A 25,364-nucleotide genomic window follows, 5' to 3' on the forward strand; every position below is an offset into this window, starting at 1 on the left:
CAGATTCGTCTAGTGAGCGATCTAACTCAACCGTTGGTCGCTCTCTCAACGTTTTTTGTCTAAACTCCAGTTAATCAGTTGAAATTAGATGTCTATCGGCTGCAGAGAACAAATCCTGTTTTGGCGGAAAAGATTTGCATTCGATTGAATGCACTGGCCATGGGACAGGATTTGGAAGTGATTGATTTACTGACGGATATTCGTAATGTGGTGCGCCGTAGTCCCGCATCTAGTCCCGTATCAGCACCAACAACTACAGACTCGGCTCGAACAGCCTCTGCTACAGCAGGGACGCTATCGGTGGGTAAGGTTGTAGAGCAAAAGATGCCTCCAGTATCTCAGCCAGTTAAGCAGCCAAAAACATCACCAGATGAGCCTGCACTAAAGTCAGAAAAGGGAATTGACTATAGCAAATTGAGAGATCTCCTCAAAGCAGGCGACTGGAAAGCTGCTGATAATGAGACCTATGAGGTGATGATCCGAGCAGTGGGTAAAACGTCAGGGGCTTGGTTCACCAGAGATGAACTCCTGAACTTTCCCTGTGCAGACTTACTAACCATTGATCGACTTTGGGTGCACTATAGCCAGGGTAGATTTGGCTTTAGTGTACAAAAGAAAATCTATATCGAGTGTGGAGCTAAACTCGATGGAAAGTACCAAGGTGATAAAATATGGAAAAAGTTTGGAGACAACGTGGGTTGGCGCAAGGATGGACAGTTGTTGATGTATAACTCCCTAGTTTTTAGTACATCTGCACCACTTGGTCATCTTCCGGGCTGGGCGGCTGGTGTGGTGTTTTGGGGATCTCTTCTCTCGCATCGCGACTTGTAAAGTGTAACCCATAGGCGATTTCACCGTCTTTAAAGTTTTATTTCTAAGGTGCTAACTACCAGGTAATGGGAGTTTCAGAAAGTTGTTACCTAGCACCCTAACCATTACGTACTGTCACTAAATTGCAACACTGCAATATCTGGATTTAAGGCATTTGCCCATACAAATTCCTTGGCTACTTTATAAATTTCTCCGACTGGCACAGTCCAGTCATCCCAAGGTAAACGTTGTTGACCAGGGCTAGTTTTATTGAATTTCTTGCGCAGTTTCAGACCCGCCAGCATTTGTTTACCCCATGTGCGCTTTATTTCAGGTTTCGGCCTGGGACGATATTTTTTACAAAACTGACGATAGGCTACAGCACAGGCATCTAACGTGATTCCTAATGCGAAAAAAGCTGGATGCCACTGGCTGATACCATCCGGAACCACACGGTCATAGACACCATAGTTACTAAAATCATAAAACCAACCTAATTGCATAGCAGCTGATTTGGGATTGGCATGAATATAGCGAAGCGTATTCAAAGCTCGACGATAATCACTTCGAGGAAACCCAGAACTGTGATATCGCTTTTCCCAAAAATGTCCAGTGCGGTTCAACAATCTGTTAAAACACATAGCAGTAAACCAGTTAAGCCAGTGCATTATTTTGGGCAAATCCTCTGGCTGCAATGGCTCGAGCAGGTAATGCACATGATTACTCATGATACACAGCCCATAAAGCTTAAATTTGTACTTGTTTTGACACCGTTTAATTGCAAAAAGCAAAACAGATTTACAAATAAATTGGGTTAAGCAAAAATCTCTATTGTTGCAACGAGTTGTAATGTGATAACACCAATTTGGATGAAGATCGCGAGATTTTCGAGCCATGATTCACTTCTCTGTGCACTAGATCACCATTCTTAAGCCTCTCGAGTCAGCACCAGACCCCGATAAACCTGCTCAATCGGAAACCTAAGTCCAACACTTTTCAGCTCAATCACATCCCCTGCCTGATAATTAAGGATTATCCATTCCCCCGTATCTTTTTTATGATACAAATCCATCTCAACTCGGGTAGAACTCACCAACAAATAATCCTGCAAAACAGGATTGTTGCGATACAGCCTAAACTTACCACCCCGATCATAGGCTTCTGTACTATCCGACAACACTTCCACCAGTAAACAAGGGTAAGTAATATACTGAGTCGTTGCCTTATCCCGGTCATCGCAGGTAACGCTAACATCTGGATAACTATAGTTGGTAGTCTCGGCAATATTAACCTTTAGGTCTGAGTTACCAGTGATGCAACTAGTATTTCCCAAATGGGTTTCAAATAATGCAGTAAAGCGAACAGCAAGACGACTATGGTTAACACTGCCACCTCCCATGGCATAAACTTGACCATCAATATATTCATAATTCTCTAGCTGCGTCTCTTCCCAGACCAAGTACTCTTCAGGTGTTAGTTTGGGAAAATCCTCTTTTACAGCAACCATGATTACTTAGCCTCTGTCAGCATTACAGTCTTTATTCCCTTTAGGCTGAGCGGAGTCGCTCGCGAAGCGTCTCCTCCGGAGTTAGCCTACCCAACAATCTCAAAACTCACCCCAAAACTCTCCGCCAAATTACACGTGTCATGATCCACCACATTCGTATCACTTAGCTCTAAATTATAAAAATTAATCACATCCGTCTCAAACAAAGGCCCCGCATGCCAGGTACCCACCTCTAACTTAATAAAACAATCCCCAGGAATCTTAAACGCCCGAATCTGTTGCGGGTCCGGCGCAGTGCCCTCACAGGGCGGAGCCACCGCCATCAGCCACTCTTTCCCCTCCAGTGAACCCAAACACTGGGTACAAGCCAAATGACGCGTAATCCGATCAAACCGTCGGCCCTTGCGCTCTAGCTGCATAATGTAAAATCGAGGAATCCCCCCATCCAGCTTGAGCTGAGCATCCTCAGAATCATAGGGCTTACCATCCCCCTGGGGACCTAGCACCTGGCCAAAAGGACGAAACGCCTCAGTCGTCAAAGGTTGAGCCGTCAGCTGTTGCAACGTAGTTTCCATGGCGATTTTAAAGGAGCAGCTTCTATAGTTTGCTGGGTATTTTAAGACAGTAACAAGGCAACTTGATTTTGCGTCATAAATTAGGTTGCCAGTTTGCGAAAAACATAATGCAGCGTAGGGGCATTGCATGCAATGCCCCTACGGCTACCTGAATCCTCATACCCATGACCAAGGTTTACCAAATGCTGTGGGACTGTCAGTTCTGCGGTACGGCAAAACTACTCGCCAAAACCCACCGTGCCTGCCCCAAATGCAGGGCTCCGCAAGATCCATCGCGGCGTTATTTACCATCGGATGCCGATACGGTGGAGGTCAAAAACTACACATTTCAAGGTAAAGATAAGCAGTGTGCTGCTTGTGATGCGCTCAATGGGGCAACCGCTAACTTTTGTCGCAGCTGTGGTACATCCCTAACCGATGCCAATGTATTGCCCACAAACCTATCCTCGGGCCAGGGAGATGGCACCTTTACCCAATCGCAGGCACACAATGTCTGGAGCCTGGAAGAACAGGTGCGCATTACAGACGAGGCTCTGACCATAGGGCGCTGGCCTGATGAAACACCTGACGAAACGGAGCAACCGTTAGCGAAGAAGAAATCTACGCGAGGCCTGATAGCCCAAAAACCGGTGAGTCAAGGGCGTACTAAAAAGTTGAGATCGCTATTCGACCACAGCACCCCCATCGAAAAATTAGGGTTGTCTGTGTTCGGCTGTCTGGGCTGTGCTATTTACGGTCCCATACTGATAGCAACGATGCTTGGCGCTGTTGCCGCGCTGTCATCAGCCCTATGGCAAGAACCCGCTGCCACCACTCCCACTGTGCCCATTATCTTGAGGGTGACAGGCCACCGCTGGCAGCGCACCATCGATGTCGAAAAGTACCAAAGGCTCACCAAAGATGATTGGGAAAACCGTCTGCCAAGGGATGCCATGTATCACAAATCTATCAGCTGCGAGGACCGCGAACGGGAAACCGATGACGGTCTCGTCAACGCGTCTTACTGTACCTACAACGTAGACCGCTGGCAGAGCAGTAAGCAGGTGGTGGCCGCTGGCGATAGTCTGGCGGAAGAACCCCACTGGCCCAATCCTGACTTTAAAGCCTGTGACGATATTAAACTGGGCTGCCGACGGGAAGGGGCTCGTGGTGAGACCTATACTCTTAAACTGATTGACCCGATTGAGGACAAACAACATACCTGCAATGTCAGTTATGACGTGTGGCAAACCAGCCCCATCGGCACCCGAGTAAAAGTCTTGGTCAAATTTGGCAGTGGGTTGCGCGACAGCGACTGTCAACAGATGGAATTCCTCTAGGTCACCTTTCACTGGCTATGACAAAGAGACACTAAACACCGGATAAAACACCTGACCCGCCAATCTAGTTGTGGCGTCGGGTACCGGGTGAGGGGGTGAGGTTTAACCGTCCTGATATTAAGCATCTTTATGGGCATCGACTGTCAGCAATTAGGACGGCTGTAGCCCAAACCTTACAACACATCAAAAATGCAGTGAGGTGCGTCAAAACTTATGCGATTCTGGGGAATGCACTTTTTTCCCAGACCCCATGGATAACAAAGCAATGCTAATGATTCCGGGACCCACACCGGTTCCCGAGAAGGTCCTACAAGCGATGGGCAAACACCCCATCGGCCACCGCAGCGGCGACTTTGGCAAAATCATCGCCGAGGTAAACGAAGGCCTCCAGTGGCTATTTCAAACCAAAAATGAAGTCCTGACCGTGTGCGCCAGCGGCACCGGCGTGGTGGAAGCGGGCATCATCAATTTCCTCAGCGCGGGCGATAAGGTGCTGGTGGGCAGCAACGGTAAGTTTGGCGATCGCTGGGCACAAATTGCCAAGGCGTTTGGCCTGGACGTGCAGGTAATTCAAACCGACTGGGGCGTTCCCCTCGATCCCGAAGAATTTGGCAAGGCCCTAGCCGCCGATAGCGACAAGGCGATCAAAGCCGTTATCGTCACCCACAGTGAAACCTCCAGCGGTGTGCTCAACCCGGTGGAAGCGATTAATGAGAAGGTCAAGGCCCACGGTGAAGCCATCATTATTGTGGATGCGGTCACCAGTCTGGCTTCCTACGACCTAAAGGTGGACGAGCTGGGTCTGGATGTGGTGGCCTCCGGCTCCCAAAAGGGTTTTATGCTCCCCCCTGGCATGGGCTTTGTGTCGGTGAGTGAAAAAGCCTGGGCCGCCTATGAACGTGCTACGTTGCCAAAGTTCTATATGGACCTGGGTAAGTATCGCAAGTCGTTTGCGAAAAATAGCACCCCCTTCACGCCGCCGGTAAACCTTTACTTTGGTCTGCAAGCTGCGCTGCAAATGATGAAGGCGGAAGGGTTGGCCAATATCTTTGCTCGCCACGAGCGCCAAAAGCAGGCCTGCCGTGCGGCGATGAAGGCCTTGGGTCTGCCCCTGTTGGCCCCCGATGCGTTCAGCAGCCCGGCGGTGACATCTGTGATCCCCGATGAAATTGTCAGCGCTGAGGACATTCGCTCTACCATGCGCAAGCAGTTTGATATTGCGCTGGCGGGTGGTCAAGATCACCTCAAGGGCAAGATCTTTAGGATCGGGCATTTGGGCTTTGTGTGCGATCGCGACATCCTCACCACCATCGCCGCCCTAGAAACCACCCTCAATATCCTCGGCTACGAAGGCTTTGCCCCCGGCAGTGCCGTCTCAGCAGCCAGCCAGGTATTGCGGTAGTTTCGACTTCGCTCAACTACCGAGTGTTCGACTCCGATCAACCACCGGGTGTTCGACTTCGCTCAACCACCGGGTGTTCGACTTCGCTCAACCACCGAGTGTTCGACTCCGCTCAACGACCTTGAGATCACCAAGGGCTGAGCGGAGTCGTCGCTGGGTGAGCGCAGTCATCGCTGGGTGAGCGCAGTCGTCGCTGGGTGAGCGCAGTCGTCGCTGGGTGAGCGCAGTCGAACCCAGCCTATTCCCCTGCCAAATACCGAATCTCCACCTCATCCCCAGGTTCCAAACCCAGTTCCGCCGCGCGACCAATGCGCAGCTCAATCACGTTATCCACCAGTACACGCCCCGGACTATAGGTGGGGCAAGGATCCGCCGCACAGGGGGGTGCTTCCGCAATGCCCTGCACCTTACCCTGGTAAAGAAACACCATATCCAACCCCACCGGCACATTTTTCATCCAAAAGCCCACCGGGCGCGGCGGGCTAAAGGGAAACAACATGCCCCGATTATCCGGCAGTGCCTGACGGTGCATCAGCCCCAGCTGCTGTTGTTCGCGGGTGGTGGCCACCTCCAGATCAAAGGTTTCACCCGCAAGGGTAGCTTCAGCCGTAATCGGCAATACTTGACCAGGTCCAGTAAGCATAGAGGCAGGATCGACAGCAACAGGATCAGCAGAGGCCACCGTTTCGCCCCCCCTCGACACGTTAGAACAGGCAAGCAACAAACAGCACAGACCCAACAATGGAAAATATCGCTTCCTACGCCAATGGTTCAAATCTGGTTGTCCTTTACTAAACAACGGGGAGAAATTAGAAGTTCGGAAGTCGGAAGTCGGAAACTAGGAGAAATTAGGAAGTCGGAAACTAGAATGGCCCCCTTCACCCTTCACTCTTTCCCCTTCACTCTTCACCCTTTACTCTTCACCAATTCCTAATTCCCAACTCCTAATTCCCAACTCACGTATCCCGTAATACATAGCCAACGCCACGCACGGTTTGGATTAAGCGCTTTTCGCCATCGGCATCGATTTTAAGACGCAAATAGCGAATGTACACCTCGATCACGTTGGACTCCCCCATAAAGTTGTAGCCCCAAACGTTTTCGAGGATCTGCTCTCGGGTGAGCACTTCCCGAGGATGCTCCATTAGATATTTGAGCAGCTCAAATTCTTTCATGGTCAGGTCAATCATCCGGCTGCCGCGCATGGCCTGTCGGTTGGTCACATTCAGGGTAAGCTCCCCAAACACCAGCTGCTCCACGCCGTTTTCGCTGGGTTGCAAATAGGCACTGACCAAGGCCAAAAACTCTTCGCTGCGGTAAGGCTTAAGGAAATAGTCGTCGGCCCCGGATTCGATACAGGCCACGCGATCATCCAAGTTATCCCGCGCCATCAGCAGCAACATGGGGGTGCGATCCCCCTGCGATCGCAGCTGCTGACACAGGTCCAACCCCGACTCCCCCGCCAGCATGCGGTTGACCACAATCAGCGCGGGCTGCCGGTTGCGCACCTCTTCCATACCAGCATCAATGGTTGTCGCCACCAGAGGAATATAGCCAGATTCCCGCAGATCATTACTGACGTTGTGGGCTAATTCTTCATTGGCTTCAACCAATAGAACACAGGGGTTGGCTTCAGCAGCACTCATGGAGCTTATCTCCCGATTGGGTAACAAATAGCGCAGGCGCCGATGGGATGGTCGCGCACGTGAGCAAATGCATCAGGGGCATTCATCCTAGGCAAATACTAGCGTGTGGCGTTGCGGATCCCCTGCATACTTACAGGGATAACCATGGCCTACAGGGCAATTCCATCCACCCCATCGCCCCACAGCTTAGGAACAACTAGCGTGGGGTTATGCAAACGCGATAAAACACCCTAAGTTAAGAAATATATAGATACACAGCTAGGGCTTTTATGACTGTTGGAATTTGGGTACTAGGCGATCAACTATGGAGTCAGCAGGCAGCCCTAGGGAGTGAGGCCACGGCTCCGGTTATTTTTATTGAGTCCCATGGCCACAGTGCCGAACGTCGCTACCATCGCCAAAAGCTCGTGCTGGTGTGGTCGGCCATGCGTCATTTTGCCGCTGACCTCAAAGCCGAGGGCAGACGGGTCACCTACGAAATTGCAGCAGACTTTGAAACCCCGCTGCGGCAGTGGATCCAAACCCAGGGCATCACTGAACTGCGGGTGATGGAACCCGCCGATCGGCCCTTTGCCAATTTTCTGGCTAATTTGGAGCTGCCCTGCCCCCTCACCATCGTTGCCAACAACCATTTTCTATGGTCTGTGGACGAGTTTAAGCAGTGGGCCGACGGGCGCAAACGCCTGTTAATGGAATCGTTCTACCGCGAAGGCCGCAAACGCTACGGCATTTTGATGGAGGGGACACCCAAGAAACCCACCCCCATCGGCGGTCAGTGGAACTATGACAAGGAAAATCGCAAACCGCCAAAGAAAGGAATTAACCCACCCGCCCCCCACTGGTTTGAGCCAGACGAGATCACCCAGCAAGTGATGGCAGCGGTGGCCCAGCTAGACACATTTGGGGACCTAGAACCCTTTGGTTGGGCCGTCACCCGGCCACAGGCGCTCCAGGTGCTGGACTATTTTCTGCAGGTGCGGCTAGCGGGGTTTGGCCCCTATCAAGATGCCATGGTCACCGGGGAAGATACCCTCTGGCACGCCCTGCTTTCCCCCTATTTAAATATCGGGCTACTGCACCCGCTGGAGGTGATCCAGGCGGCGACAGCGGCCTATCACCGGCACCAAATGCCCCTAAACAGTGTGGAAGGCTTTATTCGTCAGGTGTTGGGCTGGCGCGAATATATGCGCGGTCTATATAGCTATGTGGCGGAGGACTACCCTGACGGTAATTATTTTGACCACCATCAGCCCCTACCCGACTTTTTTTGGACGGGCGACACCCCCATGAACTGCCTGCACCAGAGCATCGACCAGGCCAAACGCACCGGCTACAACCACCACATCCAGCGGCTGATGATCCTGAGCAATTTTGCCCTGATCGCGGGCCTATCGCCCCAACAGGTGGAGTCTTGGTTCCATGTGGCATTTATTGATGCCTACGACTGGGTGATGCAAACCAATGTGATTGGCATGGGGCTGTTTGCCGATGGCGGCCTGCTGGCGACAAAACCCTATGCGGCATCGGCCAACTACATCAATCGCATGAGCGATTATTGCAAAGGCTGTCACTATAATCCCAAGGAACGCACCGGGGACAAGGCCTGTCCCTTTAACTTTTTCTATTGGGATTTTCTCGCCCGCCACCGCGACAAATTGGCAAACCAGGGGCGGATGAATTTTATTTTAAAGAATTTAGATAAGATGTCCCAAGAAGACTACACCGCCATTCGTGACAAAGCAGAGAAATGGCACCAGGTCCAAAAATCTTCGGCAGCTTCATAGTTGGCCATCGCTACGTCAGGGAATGGTAAAGACCGGTGGAGAACGCAACGACTATGGTGAGAGAAAAATATTTTCTCCTATGATGATTGTCATAGCGTAGAACAGCTCAGTAAAAGACGCTGCCAATTCAGGCCATGATCGCCTCGGTAAGCAAACCGTACAACAGTCGCTTATCGACATCGACATACCAGAGTTAGCAACGTCTCGGACAGCTTCTGAGCTCGGAACAGGGTGTAACTGTCGATCATCAAGCTCTCCATGAGCAGGACACAGTCTCAGGGTGTGTCTACTTTCATTACGTTCCCCAGGAACGATTGTTTTCGGCTTCCCAGGCTGCGATCGCAAGCTCTAATGCTTCCACCACAATAGTATTCATCGACATATCCTTAGCAGCAGCCAACTGCTTAATCTCTTTCTTGACCCGAGGGGGTACATAAATTGTCATCTGTTCTGTAGGCATTTGTGTTCAATCCTGTTGCGCTGACGTCACAAAATTCACCACTGCAACTGTTTAACAGGCCTATACCCGAAACAATTTGCACCAGTAAAACTCACTTAACTTTGCAATTGCTCTCGCAAAAATGGCTTGTCCCCCTTCTTTGCGCCCTCAGCCGCACTAAAGGCATGCACCATAAACAATCAATGATAAAAAACTGCGGTTAGTACAATCTGCTTAGGACATCTAGCAGATCGCCATAGAGCAATTGCCATATTTGAAGTCTAGAGCACCCTAACCAGTCACAATATGTACAAATGGCCGATATTTGTGGTCATAAATGCGCAATTAGTTCTGTAACGTTGCTGATTTTGAGAATCAGCCAATCTGCGCAACCACACGGCCAGAAAGAGATCCATGCCCAAGGTTATCCCCAATATCACCCATCTCAGCTCTGTTGTAGCCGTCGATACATATATGCACTTACTACAAGAATCAATAGTTGAACAACACCGCTCAAATCCCCAGCTTAACTTTTAGCAACACATAAAATACCCGAGAGAGATCGCGACGTTGCACAATGTGCCGATCCTGGGATGTTTCAGCAAAGGCCGCTGGATACGCCTTGGGCATCGCCCGCCTAACCAAATAGCCCAACTGTTGCCGAGTCATGGCCTTATCCGGCATAAACCGCCCTCTCCCCATACCGGCGACCATGCCCTTGGCCTTCAAAGTTTCAATGCTGCCATAGGCCCAATGCTTACCAGGCCGTACATCCTTAAAAGCAGGCCGTGCCGCTTCCATCTTTTCCAACCCCAACAGATTGACCAGCGCGGTACACACCACGGCGCGGCTGACACTGCCATAGGGGCGAAAATGCAGATCCTTTTTACTTTCACTGGTAATAATGCCCGCCGCCGCCATGACCTGAATCGCTTCAAAATCCGGATCGTCATGGGCCACATCATCAAACCACACGATGGGAATACCATTACGGGTCAAAAATCCCTGCAGTTTTCGCAGCAGTGACGGCTGCTGCACAATCTCCCGTGGCTGCTTTTTCGACCACACACTAAACGCCGCCAAAAAGCCACTGGCTTCCCCAATGGCCCATTCCATTGGATGCATACGATAGGCCGCATTGGTAATGTGCGTCGTGCCAATACTCTTGGCGGAAAGTACCATGCCATCGGTGTCAATGGGCACTAACGCACTGGCAGGCAGGGTAAAGGGTAACGCATACACATCATCCTTTTTCGGACTCACATGGCCCTCCACCAGGTTGCCATGCAGATCGAGATAATGATATTGACCAATGCCCAAGGTATCTGAAAAGGTACGAGCCCGGGCCTGGTTGGGAAAAAAGCTTTTCGCCACATCCCCATGGCGAATGGTGGTGAGGGCAATCCCCCGACGAGCTTCGCGAATATAGGGCTCCAGAGCAATACCGTCCTTAGTCCAGGTCAGATCCCCCCGGGGCTTAAGATCCGACACCCCATTTACCTGCAAATGGTGAATATACGCCTGGGCTCGGGTGCGGGCGCGCTGAATTTGTCGATCCCGCTCCGGCCGACTCAGCCCCACTAAATAGCCCGTACGATAATCATTGCCACAGCATTGGCCCAGTTCAGGATGTCCCGAAGTACCCCAGTTAATGACAGAAACATCCCCCACCGAGACTTTATTTTTAGTCAGCGAGCGTCGCTGCAGTCGGCGATAGCGAAAGATGCCAAAGGCATCAAAGAAGTCTCGCTTTTTCCATGCCCCCTGTTTGCGCACCCAAAAGTCACCGGTAAATTCCTTCAGGTTTAACCAGGTAACTCGCCCATATTCTTTCGGCATGCCAATTGGCACCCCACGACCAGGGGCGGTACGCTCCACCAAAACATCAAAGGTAAAGGATTGCTGACACTGGGGGCGAGCCTGCTCGGGTAAAATCGCTTCCCCCGTATCACTACGAGCTTCCTGCCCCACCCGCGATGGCAAATTCCCCAGTTCTAACAAATCCCCCAGATCCGTGGCTTCCACCACAATTTTGGCCCGGACTGTAAAGCCATGGCGGGTGCGCCTATCGCGGCACGTCACCCCCGTCACTCGCCGTGGTGTCTCCCCATCCGCCCACAATAAGCCGGTGGGTTCTGCATAGGGAATCAACCTCAGCTTGCCCGACTTTAGATAGGGCATCAAAGCTTCATTGAGGGCGGTCGATGCCACCACAGGGGTGGTCGACAAATGCCCGACCCAAGAGCCGCCTGGATCCTCCACTCGGCGCCCCGCCACCGGCTGCAGCCGTCGCTGCTGGTTCCGAAACCATCGCTGAATTTTAGAAATGGCAAATTTCTCCCCATCTACGCTCACCAAATCAGCCCGGTGGCTCAACAAATCGCCATCGTCAGAGGCCGGCAGGGCCTGGGCCGTAAACTGCCCGCCCACGACACGCTGGGGCTGCACCAGACAGACATTCAGCTTTAGCTTCAGGGCAATCAAGGCCGTTGTATAGGCCGCCGTAGATCCCCCAATAACGGCAATCGAGCAGGTATAGGTCGCCCCTTCGTCTGGGCGGGTTAAAACATCGTCACTAAGCAGACCGTTGCGCTGATGGGCCATGGGTATCTCTCCAAACTCGATAGGCCGCTAGGTTAATGGGGCCATGGGTATCTCGCCAAAATCATCCCATCATGGATCGAGGGTTGAGCACCAGCGCAAATTGCACCGTAGTTTTTCATAAATCACGGTGGTGCAGTAATCTCAAATCATTAGATCATCACCATAAAAACCATGGCTAAAAAATCCCCCAACCAGCCCCCTGTTCTGGATATTGACCCAGCTACCCTACTCTTTTTAGGCAGTTTACTCATCCTACTGCCGCTCATCTTTACTGGTTTTTGGTCCCAGTAATAGGCTCCACACCCTGCTTTTCCCGCTGATCTAGGGCATAGTCCAGCGCCGACCGTAGCTTATGGACGACATAGAGATCCTCCCGTTCTAGTCGGGCCACTCCGTGCATAACATAGGTCTGGTAGCGTTCCGGCAGCCCCACCCGCTCCATCAGCTGGCGCAGTAGCTGTTTGAGGCTGGCATATTCGGCCGTGGGCATCTCTGCACTATTAAGGCGCTGATCGGCAATTTGGATTTGGGTTTGGTCAGCAGATAGGACAAAGCTATACACCATAACCGCCTGGGCCAAATTGAGCGATGGCTGCAGCTGGTGCTGAGGAATATTGGTAATCAGGTCGCAGGCTTCTACGTCAGCAGACGTTAACCCCGAGCGCTCTCCCCCAAACACAATGGCGACCCGATGGAGCCACTCACCCTTGGCTTGAAAATACGCAGGCAGCTTACCCACAGCGGTGTAATGGTGCTTTTCGTAGCGGTGACGGGCGGTGGTGGCACAGGCCAAACCACAGTCTGCCATGGCCTCAGGCAGGGTATCGAATACCTCAGCATTTTGCAAAACATGCTGAGAACCATGGGCCAACGCCATTGCTTTTTCCCCCAAGTGGTCCGCCTTAGGGCGCACTAACCGCAGGCTGTTGTACCCCATGGTGTGCATGGCCCGAGCCGCCGCGCCCACATTCTCTGGTTCTTCCGAATCGACAAGGATAAAGATTATTTCCATAGGGATGCATTATACGGCGATGGCTTGGCTTAGGAGCAGTCAAGAAACTGCTTCACGGTTTAATTCCTTCAAGGCCTGCTAAGCCATGGTTTCCATCAACCAGGCCATGATTTTTATAGCAAACTGCTGCATCCGGCAGTTTGCGCCAAGCTATATTTTTAACCGGCCCTTAATCCATCGCCCAAAATCACCCCATATTCAAATAATTCGAGCACTGGTGATGCATCCACTGACTCCAGCAATATCCAGCTAATACTACTGAAATCAGATGGAGCATACTTCAAACTAGACGGCCGATGTCACACATGGGCCTTTAAAGCTCACTAACTAATGTAAGCAACCACTGGAGTGGCTCTAGTCATGTTTTCAAGACAAGAGAGAAATGGCAAACAAAATGCTAATGGCTATGAAGGCGTAATTGATGCTGTCTTAACCCCCTACCAAGAATGGCGCGTCAAAGTACAAGGGGTCTACTGGCATGCCCGCACCAGAATCCCCAGAAACTTTATGCCAGGAGACATTGTAAAAATAGAGGGTCGCTATGAACTCAAGCTTTGGATCGCGCCCTTGTGAACATCGTGTCGAGCCAAATTTTATTGAGTAATTCCCCCCACCTGCTCCTAATAGCAGGTTTTTTAATGGCAAAATCGCATAGGCAAGCCAAAAACTGTCTCAATCGCTACATATCTAGTGCAAGCTCAACCAGTTGCAAATCATTGGAAATCTTCAAAACCCTTGAAATAGAGAGATTTCCCATGCATACTCAATTTTTATTTATTTAACTTGTCACACTTTAGAGAGTAAAAATCACATTATTTTATACCGTCGGTAGTATCAGCCCCAAAGCTTACTAGCCAACGCCTTACTTGCTTCAAACCAACTAACATAAACCATGCTAATCCGTGTATTATCCCTGCTGACTTTACCTAAAGCTCTCACCAGGGGGTCCTACCCTCCCCACACAGCCAACCAGGGGAATGTTCTATGAACGGAACATTCTCGCCAATCATCTCTGATCTGATCTATCACCCTGTATATGACGTATATCCATTACCTCAGCCAATAACCTTTCAAGGGGAAAAGGGAGGGTAACTTGGCAAAGAGCGTAACTAAAGAACTCAAGGTTTTTTAAGGTCCAAATACTCACACACACAAACACATGCCAGATCCCCTCAAACAACACACTAAACTCCACTGTAAAACGGAGGAAGAGCTGATGGCACATTCAACCTTAATTCTCAAAGAACCAGATGCTCTTTTTGCGACATACAAAATGCGGTTAAAGATTGCCCGCATCGACGGCATTCACACACCATCGGATGTATTTAACGAATCCTATGCAAGAATCGCATCGATGATCAGGAACGGCCAACCAATAAAGAACCTGGTAGCCCTATATCACTCCGTGGGACGCAACGTTATCCATGAATATAGTCGGGCCCATCAACGCCAAAAAAAAATCAGAGATAGAGTAGAAAAACATAAACAAATATTTCAACAAGAGCGCCCCACCCATAGCGAAGAAGAGGCCCTCAAAGATCTAAAAAGAAAAGTTCTAAATTGTGTTAATCCCTATGAAGCAAAAATCATCTTCCTATATCACAGTCAGGGAAAAACAACCTGGAAAGATGTGTGTCAGGCCTTGATTGATGCTGGCGATATTCCAGAAAAAGAAGTGTCTCTCACCCTGATTAACAAGATTAAAAAGCAATACAGTCGAGCCATTAAGAGAATTGAAATCAAATAAGTCAAATCTATTAGCCCTTCCTTGTTGACTCCCCTAAGCATTCTTCAACCATTCACCAACCCTAGAAATCGTAGAGACTGATGTTATGACCGGTAATTATCCCAACCACGAAGAAATCTTAGAAAAGGTAGAAAAAATCTGCAAAAGCCATAATGCAAACGATGACATTGAACACCTGATCCGTGGCTACACCAATATTTCCCTTAACCAGAACCCCAGCAAATCCGAGTCCAAAAAACTAGATAATATTCTGCTGGCAAGTACAACCAACGATTTTATCTACGACCTAATTCAAGAAGTTAACCAGTGCATCTGTGAACAGCTCAATTTGCTAGCTCCACCAGCAAAGCAGGAATATAGAGACCAAGCATCCATTGCCTTGGAGTTTATCGAAAATGTGGGCCATACGTCCCACAAAGTGGCTAGCGAAATCCAAGTTTCACAACAGTTGGATGACGACGGCGACGACGCCATGGATTCCTGTGGGTCAATCACCATCAGCCAAACCTACACAATACCGGCTGTCCCCCATGGTCTCAAGGTCGGGAGTCATCCTGAATTTTCCATTTCTAAGCCCCAGGCTGCATCCCCCCAGGCAACGGCAAACACCACAAAAGGCCGAGACTATCAAGGGGTCAATCTGAGCCATACTTGCATGAACCGCCACGATCTGAGCCATGCAAATTTTGAAAATGCCGATCTCAAAGCCATTGATCTATCCTATGCAGATTTACAAGGTGCAAATTTCAAAGGCGCAAATCTTGAGGAGGCAAACCTAAGGTTTGCGAATTTAGACAACGCCAATCTTGACTATGCCAATTTGTTTAAAGCTAATTTAGGTGGCACTTCCCTAAAAGAGGCCAGTTTATTTAGGGCCGACCTCAGCCACACTTGGCTGCGTGGGGCCAATTTGATGCAGGCCAACCTCCAAGAGTGCAATTTATATAAGAGTGATTTGAAGGGGGCCAAGCTGAAGAAAGCCAGATTGCAGCACGCTAATCTTAATCTGGCTAATATGCTCAGGGTCAACCTGATTGGTGCAAACTTAACTGGCGTCTCTGGCGGGGGTGCTCACTTCAATAACTCCGTCATGAGAAAAACAGTTTTGGATCACAGTGATTTCACCAGAGATCCCAATTATCCGAAAACAGAAACCACGTTTATTTGTGTCAAATTAGCCGGCGCCAGTATCAAATCGGCCAATATGGCGGGAATTATTGCCAGACGCAGTAACTTTAATGACGCGGATTTAGAGGGGACCAACTTTAATCGAGCTATTCTACTCAACACTAGTTTTGTTTTAGCGAATTTAAGTCATACAAACCTAAGTAAGGCCAAGCTAGGGGGAGCCATTCTAAATTCGGCAACCCTGGTGCAGGCAAACCTATACAAAAGTGATTTGCGGGGATGTTCGCTGAAAAAAGCAAACTTTGAAAAGGCGAATCTCCAATGTTCTAAATTAGAGGGCTCTTATTTTAGCCATGTCAATTTGTATGGAGCAAACTTAAGCGGCAGCCATGGTTCTCGAGCTAACTTTGATGACGCCATACTACGGGAGTGTAACCTAAGTCGGGTAACCTTTGAAAATGCTAGTTTTGAACGGGCAATTCTCGCGAAGTCCAATCTAAAAGATGCTAGGTTAACAGGCTCTCTTTTCGCAAACGCTGACTTAAGCGCAGCCAATCTCACCTTTAGCATATTGCAGGGCAGCAATTTAAAGGAGGCCACGCTGGACAATGCCCATATGCAACATGCGGAATTACAGGGGAGCTACTTGAAGGGAGCCTCCCTAATCGATGCCGTTTTAGACGACGCTAAGTTTAGCCAATCGCGCCTAAAACGAGCGAATTTACAAAATACGAGCATCGTCAATGCCTACTTTTCAGGCACCGATCTCAAGTATTGCTCGTTTAAGGATGCCCACATAGTCAATACACAGTTCGATAAATCTAATTTAACGGGGGCGAATTTTGACAGCGCCAAACTTGAAAATCTTGACTTCAGTTGGTCAGATTTATCATCGGCATTGCTCGAAAATTCCCATTTGATTAATTCCTGTTTCGCGGGGGCCAACCTTAGCGACTGCAGTCTTTCTAGTTCCCAGGTGCACGACTGTGATTTTCGAAAAGCTCGGCTGCATGCGGCCAATCTCACATCCATAAAAATCACTAATTCTCAGTTTTACTATGCCTATTTGAATGATTCTTTAGTGGCGAACAGCCATTTAGAGAACATTAACTTCAACTACGCTATCCTAGATGGCTTAGAATTTCTAAATTCTTCCTTGAAAAGGTGTAGCCTGCGGAAAAACAAATTAGTCAAAACGTTATTTGTTGACACAGGCATTGAAATGACTAGCCTACCAGTAACCGTTTTCTCCCAGAGAAAGTATGCTCATAAGAATAAGCATGGCCAAGAGAGGATAGAATTTCTTCCAGAGGATGCAACGGAATTTTCGTTGATTTTGCAGGATAGATTGCAGGATCTCCAGGATTCGTTAGACCGACTCAGCAATGCGAATGAATGCTTGGAAAGCGTTTATAAGGGATTTTCGGCCCACACGGTTAGAAATACAGCAATTATCGGATTTTTAGCGGAACAACTGGAGCAGGCCAGATCTATTCATACAACGCTAGATTCTGAATACCAAGGGATGAAACACTTGGGTGCCATGACGTTAGGGAAGAAAAAGCTTTTACACCTGCTGGATGAGATTCATATTTTCATCACCAAGATCAGCTCCTATAGACGCGACATTATCGCCATATGCAGCCACCCCCATCGGCGTCTTGCCACCCCGCTAGTGTCGCCCCACAGCAAGCGTCCCCAGGGGCTAGCAGGGCGTCTGCTGCTGAAAGCGACATAAGTTGTCGGCTGATATGTTGAGCCAGGGCGGACTATCCTTTGCCTAAGTAGCTTTCGGCTTGGAGCTCAAACATTTCGGCATATCGACCTGGTTGGGCCATGAGCTGGTCGTGGGTGCCTACTTCTGTAATCTTGCCTTGCTCTAAGACAACAATGCGGTCCGCCATGCGTACGGTGGAAAACCGATGGCTGACGAGAAAGGTCATTTTGCCCTGGGTGAGGTGACGGAAGCGTTGAAACAGATCGTGCTCTGCGATCGCATCCACCGCCGCTGTGGGCTCATCCAAAATCAGAATCTGGGCATCGCTCATAAACGCTCGGGCTAGGCCAATCTTTTGCCACTGGCCACCGGAAAGATCCACCCCCCCCGCAAACATTTTGCCAAGAATAGTTTGATAGCCCTCCTCTAGCTGCTCAATCACAGGAATTGCCCCGGCCCCATCGGCCGCTTGGGTAACTTGCTCCATATCGTCCCGCTGGGGCAAATTACCAAACCCAATATTGTCTTGCACATCGAGGGCATAGCGAGCAAAGTCTTGAAACAAGACACCAATCTGGCTGCGCAGATCCCCCAGGGAAAATTGTTGCAGGGGGATATCATCAATCTCGATCGCGCCACGGTCAATATCGTAAAGGCGAGTGAATAACTTTAACAACGTTGTTTTACCCGACCCATTTAAACCCACCAGCGCAATACATTCGCCGGGGGCCACCGTCAGGTTAATGCCCTTCAGGGTGGGTTGCTCAGACCCTGGATAGGTAAAATACACGTCCCGTAGCTGCAGGCCTCGGGTCATCGGCTGGGGAAAGGGATGCGGCTGGGGCGGGCTGGTCACCTCAGGGGCAATATCCAACAGCTCAAAATACTGGGACACATAGAGATTATATTCATACAGGGTGGCCAGACTGACCAACAGCGACTCAATCAGCGACTGGGCCTGCTGAAATGCCCCCGCGTAGAGAGTCAGGTCCCCCAGGGTCACCAGGCCACGAATGGTTTGCCATAGCACCAAACCATAGGCACCATAGAACCCAACACCGCCCAACAGCTCAATACTCAGCTGGGCCAGAGACTGCCGCTGGGCCAACCGCCGCGACTCCTGGTTAAACTCCTGACGAATGGTGCGGTATTGCTCCACCATGTGGTGGCCCAGGTTAAACAACCGCACCTCTTTGACATACTTAGGATCGGTCAGCACCTCATAGAAATAGTCCGCCAGCCGTCGGGAGGGTGTTTGGCGACGACTCATCCAAAACCGCCGCTGAGAATAGCGAATACCCACCCACAGCGTCGGCAACACGCTCAGCAGCAACAGCAGCATCACAGAGGGGCTAAACCGCAGCAACAGGGTGAGCAGCCCGGCCAGGCGGGTGCCACTGCCCAATATGCGGGCCAGCAGCTCCACCACCCGCACCGGATAGTTACTGCCACTTTGCTGGGCCCGGTTCAGCACATCATGGAATTCGGACGACTCATAGTGGGCCAGGTCTAACCGCATGGCCTGTTGCAACAGCTGCACATTGGCATGGAGCAAAAACTGATCGTTCAAGATACGATTGACCAGCCGATTTAGCTGACTCAAGACCTCCTGCACTAGCAACAGGCCAAACCCCACCCCCACCAACATGATCAGCGATGGCGTAAACCCAGGGGCATCACTGGCTAAAATAAGCACCACCTGGTCGACCACCAGCTTACTGATATATAGCTGTACTACAGGCACTAGGGCCGCCCCCAGGGTGACAGCAATGCGCAACAGCAGCCAGCCAGGTGCCGCATCCCACACCAGATGAATTAACCGGGGAGTATTGCCTAGAAGGCTAAGGATTTCAATGTAGTATCGACGATAGCGGGAAACAAATGTAGAGAAGGTAGAACGCACGGAAAACAAAAGACACGGAAATAGTCGCCATTGCGAGCGGACAAGGCGCAGCGACTCGTGGAGTCGGCCTTGGCGGGCAGGGTGCAGCCGAGGCGCAATTGCCCCAGGCAGGTATCAACTAAAGCGGGATAGATTACCTGGAAATAGAAGAGTCAGAACACGACAGTTAGAAAAGTGGCACATCCCGAACCCCACATTCCGAACTCCGCATTCCGCATTCATTCCCCATCTGAATTTCCCAGCTTAAATTGTTACCCCCTTATCCCGGAGATTATCTCCAGGGTTAGCAACGCTCACAGACATATACCCTAGCGCGTTTTACCGGCATTTATCCGAGGGGGTGGGGTGGGGGTGGGCGCCGTCCCGGCTAATCAGCTTCCACCAGCCCCAGCTTAAGGGCCTTGACAATGGCCTGGGTACGACTGCGCACCTTCAATTTTTCGAACACGGCGGTCAGGTGTGCCTTCACCGTCGCGACGGTAATGTATAGCTCCTTCGCAATGTTTTCGTTGGAAGCCCCCTGCACCAGCCAATAAAGCACTTCACGCTCGCGATCGGTGAGGCGAATTTTCGTGCCCTCGATGGGCACCGGCCGAATGGAGGTGGAGGAGTGGAACAGTCGGAAAAAACGACTGGTCAACTGGGGATCTAAATAAATTTCATCCTGGAGAACGGTGCGCAGGGCGTCATAGAGCTGTGTTGCGAGTTTGTCTTTAGCCACGTACCCCTTCGCCCCCGCTTGCATCGCCTGAAAAATCCATTCATCTTCGCAGTGGGCGGACAAACTCAACACCCGGGTCTCCAACCCTAGGGTCTTGAGCCGCTGTAACACGTCTAGCCCGGTACCTTCGCCCAAATCCATATCCAATAGGGCAATTTTCGGGTTATGGGCCTCTAGCATTTCTATGGCTTGCTCAGCCGAATTGGCCTCTGCCACGACTTCAAAGGACGCAGCTTCATCAGTGTAAAAGCCCAGTAGTGTGCGTAAACCTTGCCGAAACTCGGCATGGTCATCAACTACCAGAACAGAAATAGCATCAGTCATTACGGATGCGTCTAAACATATGGGTGACGAATACATGTTTTAGTACGGTTCTGAATAGAAGGTTATGCATGTTTATGCCAACCTCTTGGCAATGATGTTCGTAATCTCGGCCACAGGTAAGATATGGCATGCTCTTGGCATCACAAAAAACGATTCTCCAGCCCTAGCATGGTAGGCAGACTGAAAATCTGGCACCTCCTTCGGGAAGGGTTTCAGCATCAATACTGCCTCGATGGTCGAGAACAATCTTTTTTGCGATCGCAAGCCCTAACCCAGTGCCACCGGGTCGCTTGGTATAAAAAGGCTGAAATAGCTGATGGCTGCCCAGTGCTCCTAGACCGGGTCCCTGGTCGCTCACCGACACCAGCATGGTCTCACCATAGTCCTGCCAGTGAATCGTCAGGGTGCCCCCCTGCGGACTGTGGTGAATCGCATTGTCCAGAAGATTGTGTAGCACCTGCTCAAACTGCCAGCCGTCCACCGTTACAGACATGGATTTGACTGGTTGTATCAGATTTAACTGTTTTTGTTGTATGACTGGCGCTAGCTGAGTTAACACCTTCGTCAACAGATCCGAAAGCTCATAGGTCTCCCGTTGCAGACAGTCTTGTTTACCACAGTGCAACAACTCCCCTAGCTTGGCGGTCACCTCATCAACCATTTGCCGAATACACCCGGCCTGCTGCCGCTCATTTTCATGTTCTGCCCCTAGAACAATCGTCTCCGCATAGAGGCGAATTAAAGAGAGGGGGGTCTTTAACTGATGTTCTGCCTGGTGTATTGCTTGTTCTAACAACTGAACTTTTGCCCGTTGCCGCAGATAGTCTTGATATAGGGTGAGATATTTTTGCAGCAGTTGGGCATTATCCCGAACAACATCCTGTTGTGGCCGAGAAATATGGTTTTCAGTCAACAATAATAGGTAGTCCCAATGGGTGTCTGTTTTACCCAAACCGCACACATAGGCCTGGGAATCATCGGAATTAAGCGATAAATGCTTCAGTTCCAAAAATGGCAAATTTTCGCTAATCCAACGTTCAGAGTCCAAATATAGCCTTACTTTTGCTTCTGCCTCACTATTATGCCGATAGGACAGCATATCGTGCTTATTTTCCAGCTGATTCCAACATACTAACCAAACGTCTAGGACTGGCAATTTCTCACTCAGACGTTCAATCTGAGACTGACATAACTGTCGAATGTCAGCAGATGCGATTTCCGATTGATGATTAGCGCGTGAAGGGGGTGTTGGATACATGCTTAACTGACTCCCACCTGAACCCAATGAATGGGGTATCGATTGCGGTTACTTGAACACCTGTGCCCTTATCTAGAATCAACATATTTTTATCAATATGCAAGTATTTCAGGAAATTTAGGTGTAAACACGCATCTCTCCCAATTCATACAAACATGCATGGCTGAGCCCTGTGGCGTCCGATGGTCTCACCCCTCAAAATTTGGGTCAGAACCGAGTGTGATTACGCAAACTCCAAAAATGGTCTTGATTTTAGTCAGTAGTTTCAAGGGATTAGACCTTTGACCAATTGGCCTTGAAATGAACTACAGCCTAGGCTAAGGACAAGCGCATTTCGTTGACATGTTCGCTATCGTAGACTCGTTCCACTTGCGTGAGGAGCGAGTCTTTTTATTATTTGCGGGTTGTTAAGGCTGTTATTGCCGCCCTACGTTAGTCGTCGCAACCCAGGCTTTCCCTAGTGGTTACACCGGTTTCAGGATTTATGCCCTCGGCGCGATCGCACAGATAGTTCACCTGAAATCGATCCAAAATCGTATAGGAAAAATCGGCCCCCGTAATTTCCGCATCTGCGAATGTACTACTGGTCATCAGGGCGTCCGTAATAATCGCGTTAGTCAGATCAGATCCGGTGAATTCCACCCGATCGGCAAAGGAATCCGATAGGTTCGCACCGGTCAAATCGGTGCGAATAAATTTGGCTTTGGTCAAAATGGTGGTGCTGAGGTCAGCGCCACGAAAGTTAGCATCCCGCACCTCGGCGGCAGCTAAAGACGTGCCGGCCAGGTCAGCATTTTCAAAGTTCCGCCCGGTCAGGTCGGTCAGGGTGTAGTTGATCACCCCAGGCTCTGCGATCGCAGCCGACGGCCCCCCCAGGGTTACCAGCGCGACTATCCCTAAAAGGCTCAACCAACCTACCAGCGCCCTTAGGCCTAATCGCCGCCAATTTACCATCGAGAATGCTCCTGCAAGTGTCGCTACTGCGGTGTCGCTACTGCGGTGTCGCTACGGCGATTACCGATACCATTCTAAGGGAATTTAGCAGCCGCCACAGCAGGTCAAGGGGCCATATCGTTAATTTCTAGATTGTTGCTAATATTTTCGGAATCTTGAGCAATCAGCATATCGAGCTGCTTCAGCTCATCATCCACATCCAGGGTGTCCAAGGGGGTATTGACAATCAACGGCATCGAGCTGCTGCTGGAGCTGGGCTGCTGCTGCAAATCGCCCCATAGCATATCGGACACTTGCTTCGTATCCCGATTTAGGGTGGTGGTAATCGACTCAATTTCCATCAACACCTGGCGCATGGTTTGGGCCGCCGTCACCATCGCTTGGGATTTGGCAATGGTGGCCTGCCTCGCCTGGGTCAGATCGCTGGTTTGGCCATGGAGCTTTTCCAGGGAGTGGCGCTGCCGGTCGTATACCTTCAAATTGGCCACATCGGCAATCAATTGGTTAATCAGCGCCTGGGAATGGGCTCTATCGGTTTGGTGCGCCGTATCTAGGGTGCCGGTCAGGGCCAAAATCCGCTGATCTAAGGCATCAAACAATTCGGCAGCGTCCTCTTCCGACGGCAAACTTTCCAAAAAGCCCCCCAGGGTTTGGGCCAGGGTAAACAGCGCATCTAAACGACTGTCCACCGAGCGATATTGATCTGCCTGGTCCGTCAGCTGCTGCTGTACCCGATCAATCAGCACCTGTTGCTCCTTCACCTCTTCGTCCACTTGAGTGGTAAAGGCTAAAAACTTTTCGGTCACCTGATCGGCATGGCGATTGCTCTGGGCAATGGCCTCCTCCTGCTGACGGATTGTATCCTGGTGCAAATTGACCTGATTGAGAATATTGAAGAAAGATAGGGACAGCTGCTCTAGCTCATCTTGCTGAGGCGACGCGGGCAGCAACGAGTCGCGATCGCGGGCCGCAAACTCATTGCCCTGGAGCAAAATGGGTTTAATCCGCTGGTTGAGCTTACGAATTGCAAAAAAGACGACCGTGCCCAGCAGCAAACCCATTAGGCCAGTGGTGATGGCAGCAATCCTAACAATGCGACCGTAGATAGCGCTGTAGGGCACAAACCCAAACAGTCGCCAGTTCTGTCCCGGCACATTCGTGTAGGCCCAAAATCCGGCATCGCCCCTGACAAAGCCCGATGTTTCACCATCAATGCGCTGCCAGATTTTGGCCAAGCCCGGAATGCTGTCGTAGTTTTGGAGGTCGGCGACGGCGCGAGTGGGGTTGGCAATCACCTGGCCGGCATCGGTCACCAGGAAGAAATTCCCCGATTGCTGAAACACCGCATCATCGAGCAAGCCATTGAGATAGGCGGCATCAATATCCACCAAGGTGGTGCCCAACCAGTTGCCCTCTTGGTTGAACAGGGGATAGTAGTAAGTCAGAAACTGAGTTTTCTCATTCTGGTAGGGTTCAGTCCAAATGTCGCGCTGGGGCACAAAATATTTTTCATAGCGCGGGCTCTCGGGGTAAAACTCGCCCTCACCGTCGGCAAAGTCTTCGTAGCGAATCGCGTCGGACTCATCATCAGCCGATGTGCCTGCCGCAGCGGAATAGTATGGAAACAGCCAGGACTGACCGACCAGCAGGCCTTTTTCACTTTGCCCCATACCCAAACCAACAACGAAGTCCGGGCGGCCCTCAAACAGTTGCTGCACCAGTTCACGGTACGTATCGGCATACTGGGCCCCCCGCTCGTGCAGGGTGGTGGCACTTACCCCCAAGCTATAGGCCAGGGTTTCGGCTGAATCGGTTACCGATGCGATCGCATTAACCTTACTGTCGATGCTGCTGCGTACCTGATCCTCAGCCTGGCGCTTCAGCATCTCACTAAACAAAAATGCCATGCCCCCCATACCGGCCAGGGCCCCCAGCATAATCATCCAAAACAGCCGACCACCAAAGGAATTTAGCCGTAACCAGCCTCTCAACGTACCCACGGGCCCACGCTTAGGATAAAAATTCGGTGCTATAGAAGGAACAACTGGAGAGTCTGCCTCAAGCGACGGTGGTTGCTCAGGTGTGGGCAAGTTCAAGGAGGACATAAGTCAAGAATTATAGCTATCTTCCATAAGGGCAAAACCTGCGTCAATACAAGAAATGCCACTGTGTTCAAATTATAGGCTTTATATAAATTATCCCAATTTTAAGGGCCGACTTCACAGCTTAACCGTATAAGCACGCAAAATGTGAAGGCGGTTTATACATATCGCCTTTATAGCGGTAAATTCAACACCCTCGAATGCCCTAACGCCCTGTTGGCGAGGCTTTTTATTTAGCTCTCAGCTAAGACAACTCTGGCCAACCATAGAAATAACTAGCCAGAATTACGGACATCTCGTTTTCCGAATTATAGACAAATCCCAGGGGATCTGCCCCCTATGCCTCGCACAAATATTGATTTTTTCTGCCATAAATCCGAATAAATCAGCTAATTCAGGCCGATTTATTTTT

At 50.3% G+C, this 25,364-nt stretch carries 20 protein-coding genes; 7 read left to right on the forward strand and 13 right to left on the reverse strand.

From position 1 onward, the window contains the following. Window positions 1-144 precede the first annotated feature (144 nt). Window positions 145-831 carry a GUN4 domain-containing protein gene (locus IXB28_RS15145; RefSeq protein ID WP_246559814.1) on the forward strand — a complete coding sequence of 229 codons (687 nt, stop codon included), beginning with the start codon at window positions 145-147 and terminating at the stop codon, window positions 829-831. A gap of 104 nt (window positions 832-935) precedes the next feature. On the opposite strand, the gene IXB28_RS15150 is transcribed toward IXB28_RS15145, so the two are convergent. The 3 genes from IXB28_RS15150 to IXB28_RS15160 all read right to left on the reverse strand — a co-directional run bounded on the left by IXB28_RS15150 (window position 936) and on the right by IXB28_RS15160 (window position 2,892). Continuing rightward, entirely contained in the window at window positions 936-1,706 is a 771-nt protein-coding gene (locus IXB28_RS15150; protein WP_215619448.1) for a transposase, read from the reverse strand. A gap of 32 nt (window positions 1,707-1,738) precedes the next feature. After that, window positions 1,739-2,317, reverse strand: a complete 579-nt coding sequence (locus IXB28_RS15155; RefSeq protein WP_215619449.1) for a Uma2 family endonuclease — start codon at window positions 2,315-2,317, stop codon at window positions 1,739-1,741. Between the two features lie 86 nt (window positions 2,318-2,403). Further along, a complete protein-coding gene (locus tag IXB28_RS15160; RefSeq protein ID WP_215619450.1) occupies window positions 2,404-2,892 on the reverse strand; it encodes an ureidoglycolate lyase in 489 nt (162 codons plus the stop codon). A 164-nt stretch (window positions 2,893-3,056) separates the two neighbouring features. Between IXB28_RS15160 and IXB28_RS15165 the strand changes: the two genes are divergently transcribed. After that, the gene (locus tag IXB28_RS15165) at window positions 3,057-4,211 is read left to right on the forward strand and encodes a hypothetical protein (protein WP_215619451.1); all 1,155 of its coding nucleotides are present in this window, start codon (window positions 3,057-3,059) and stop codon (window positions 4,209-4,211) included. Between the two features lie 250 nt (window positions 4,212-4,461). Beyond that, a complete protein-coding gene (locus IXB28_RS15170) occupies window positions 4,462-5,613 on the forward strand; it encodes a pyridoxal-phosphate-dependent aminotransferase family protein (protein ID WP_215619452.1) in 1,152 nt (383 codons plus the stop codon). A 238-nt stretch (window positions 5,614-5,851) separates the two neighbouring features. Here IXB28_RS15170 and IXB28_RS15175 read toward each other — a convergent pair whose 3' ends face one another. Beyond that, window positions 5,852-6,256 carry a DUF192 domain-containing protein gene (locus tag IXB28_RS15175; RefSeq protein ID WP_246559815.1) on the reverse strand — a complete coding sequence of 135 codons (405 nt, stop codon included), beginning with the start codon at window positions 6,254-6,256 and terminating at the stop codon, window positions 5,852-5,854. A 313-nt stretch (window positions 6,257-6,569) separates the two neighbouring features. After that, window positions 6,570-7,259 (reverse strand): response regulator transcription factor NblR, encoded by a 690-nt coding sequence (gene nblR / locus IXB28_RS15180; protein ID WP_215619454.1) that lies wholly within the window; start codon window positions 7,257-7,259, stop codon window positions 6,570-6,572. Window positions 7,260-7,528: 269 nt separating this feature from the next. Here nblR and IXB28_RS15185 point away from each other — a divergent pair, with 269 nt between their 5' ends. After that, window positions 7,529-9,043 (forward strand): cryptochrome/photolyase family protein, encoded by a 1,515-nt coding sequence (locus IXB28_RS15185; protein ID WP_215619455.1) that lies wholly within the window; start codon window positions 7,529-7,531, stop codon window positions 9,041-9,043. A 295-nt stretch (window positions 9,044-9,338) separates the two neighbouring features. Here the strand turns inward: IXB28_RS15185 and IXB28_RS15190 are convergent, their stop codons facing one another. From IXB28_RS15190 to IXB28_RS15200, 3 genes are all read right to left on the reverse strand, one after another. After that, on the reverse strand, window positions 9,339-9,503 hold the full coding sequence (locus IXB28_RS15190; protein ID WP_215619456.1) for a hypothetical protein: 165 nt from the start codon (window positions 9,501-9,503) through the stop codon (window positions 9,339-9,341). A gap of 492 nt (window positions 9,504-9,995) precedes the next feature. Then, complete coding sequence (locus IXB28_RS15195; RefSeq protein WP_215619457.1) at window positions 9,996-12,086, reverse strand: FAD-dependent oxidoreductase; 2,091 nt, start codon at window positions 12,084-12,086, stop codon at window positions 9,996-9,998. 268 nt (window positions 12,087-12,354) lie between these two features. Beyond that, complete coding sequence (locus tag IXB28_RS15200; RefSeq protein WP_215619458.1) at window positions 12,355-13,098, reverse strand: TrmH family RNA methyltransferase; 744 nt, start codon at window positions 13,096-13,098, stop codon at window positions 12,355-12,357. Window positions 13,099-13,458: 360 nt separating this feature from the next. Between IXB28_RS15200 and IXB28_RS15205 the strand changes: the two genes are divergently transcribed. The 3 genes from IXB28_RS15205 (at window position 13,459) to IXB28_RS15215 (ending at window position 17,711) form a co-directional block, all read left to right on the forward strand. Further along, window positions 13,459-13,671: a hypothetical protein gene (locus IXB28_RS15205; RefSeq protein WP_215619459.1), complete on the forward strand. Its 213-nt coding sequence runs from the start codon at window positions 13,459-13,461 to the stop codon at window positions 13,669-13,671. Between the two features lie 586 nt (window positions 13,672-14,257). Next, on the forward strand, window positions 14,258-14,845 hold the full coding sequence (locus tag IXB28_RS15210; protein ID WP_215619460.1) for an RNA polymerase sigma factor: 588 nt from the start codon (window positions 14,258-14,260) through the stop codon (window positions 14,843-14,845). An 85-nt stretch (window positions 14,846-14,930) separates the two neighbouring features. Next, window positions 14,931-17,711: a pentapeptide repeat-containing protein gene (locus IXB28_RS15215; RefSeq protein WP_215619461.1), complete on the forward strand. Its 2,781-nt coding sequence runs from the start codon at window positions 14,931-14,933 to the stop codon at window positions 17,709-17,711. A gap of 31 nt (window positions 17,712-17,742) precedes the next feature. Here IXB28_RS15215 and IXB28_RS15220 read toward each other — a convergent pair whose 3' ends face one another. From IXB28_RS15220 to IXB28_RS15240, 5 genes are all read right to left on the reverse strand, one after another. Then, the gene (locus IXB28_RS15220) at window positions 17,743-19,593 is read right to left on the reverse strand and encodes an ABC transporter ATP-binding protein (protein ID WP_215619462.1); all 1,851 of its coding nucleotides are present in this window, start codon (window positions 19,591-19,593) and stop codon (window positions 17,743-17,745) included. A gap of 367 nt (window positions 19,594-19,960) precedes the next feature. After that, window positions 19,961-20,638, reverse strand: coding sequence for a response regulator (locus IXB28_RS15225; RefSeq protein WP_215619463.1), 678 nt, complete (start codon window positions 20,636-20,638; stop codon window positions 19,961-19,963). Window positions 20,639-20,801: 163 nt separating this feature from the next. Next, on the reverse strand, window positions 20,802-21,896 hold the full coding sequence (locus IXB28_RS15230; protein ID WP_215619464.1) for a sensor histidine kinase: 1,095 nt from the start codon (window positions 21,894-21,896) through the stop codon (window positions 20,802-20,804). 432 nt (window positions 21,897-22,328) lie between these two features. After that, window positions 22,329-22,850 (reverse strand): pentapeptide repeat-containing protein, encoded by a 522-nt coding sequence (locus tag IXB28_RS15235; RefSeq protein ID WP_215619465.1) that lies wholly within the window; start codon window positions 22,848-22,850, stop codon window positions 22,329-22,331. Between the two features lie 104 nt (window positions 22,851-22,954). Then, the gene (locus tag IXB28_RS15240) at window positions 22,955-24,850 is read right to left on the reverse strand and encodes a hypothetical protein (RefSeq protein ID WP_326521069.1); all 1,896 of its coding nucleotides are present in this window, start codon (window positions 24,848-24,850) and stop codon (window positions 22,955-22,957) included. Window positions 24,851-25,364: the final 514 nt, after the last annotated feature.

This window comes from Leptothoe kymatousa TAU-MAC 1615, from assembly GCF_018739865.1.
Classification (GTDB): domain Bacteria; phylum Cyanobacteriota; class Cyanobacteriia; order Phormidesmidales; family Phormidesmidaceae; genus Leptothoe; species Leptothoe kymatousa.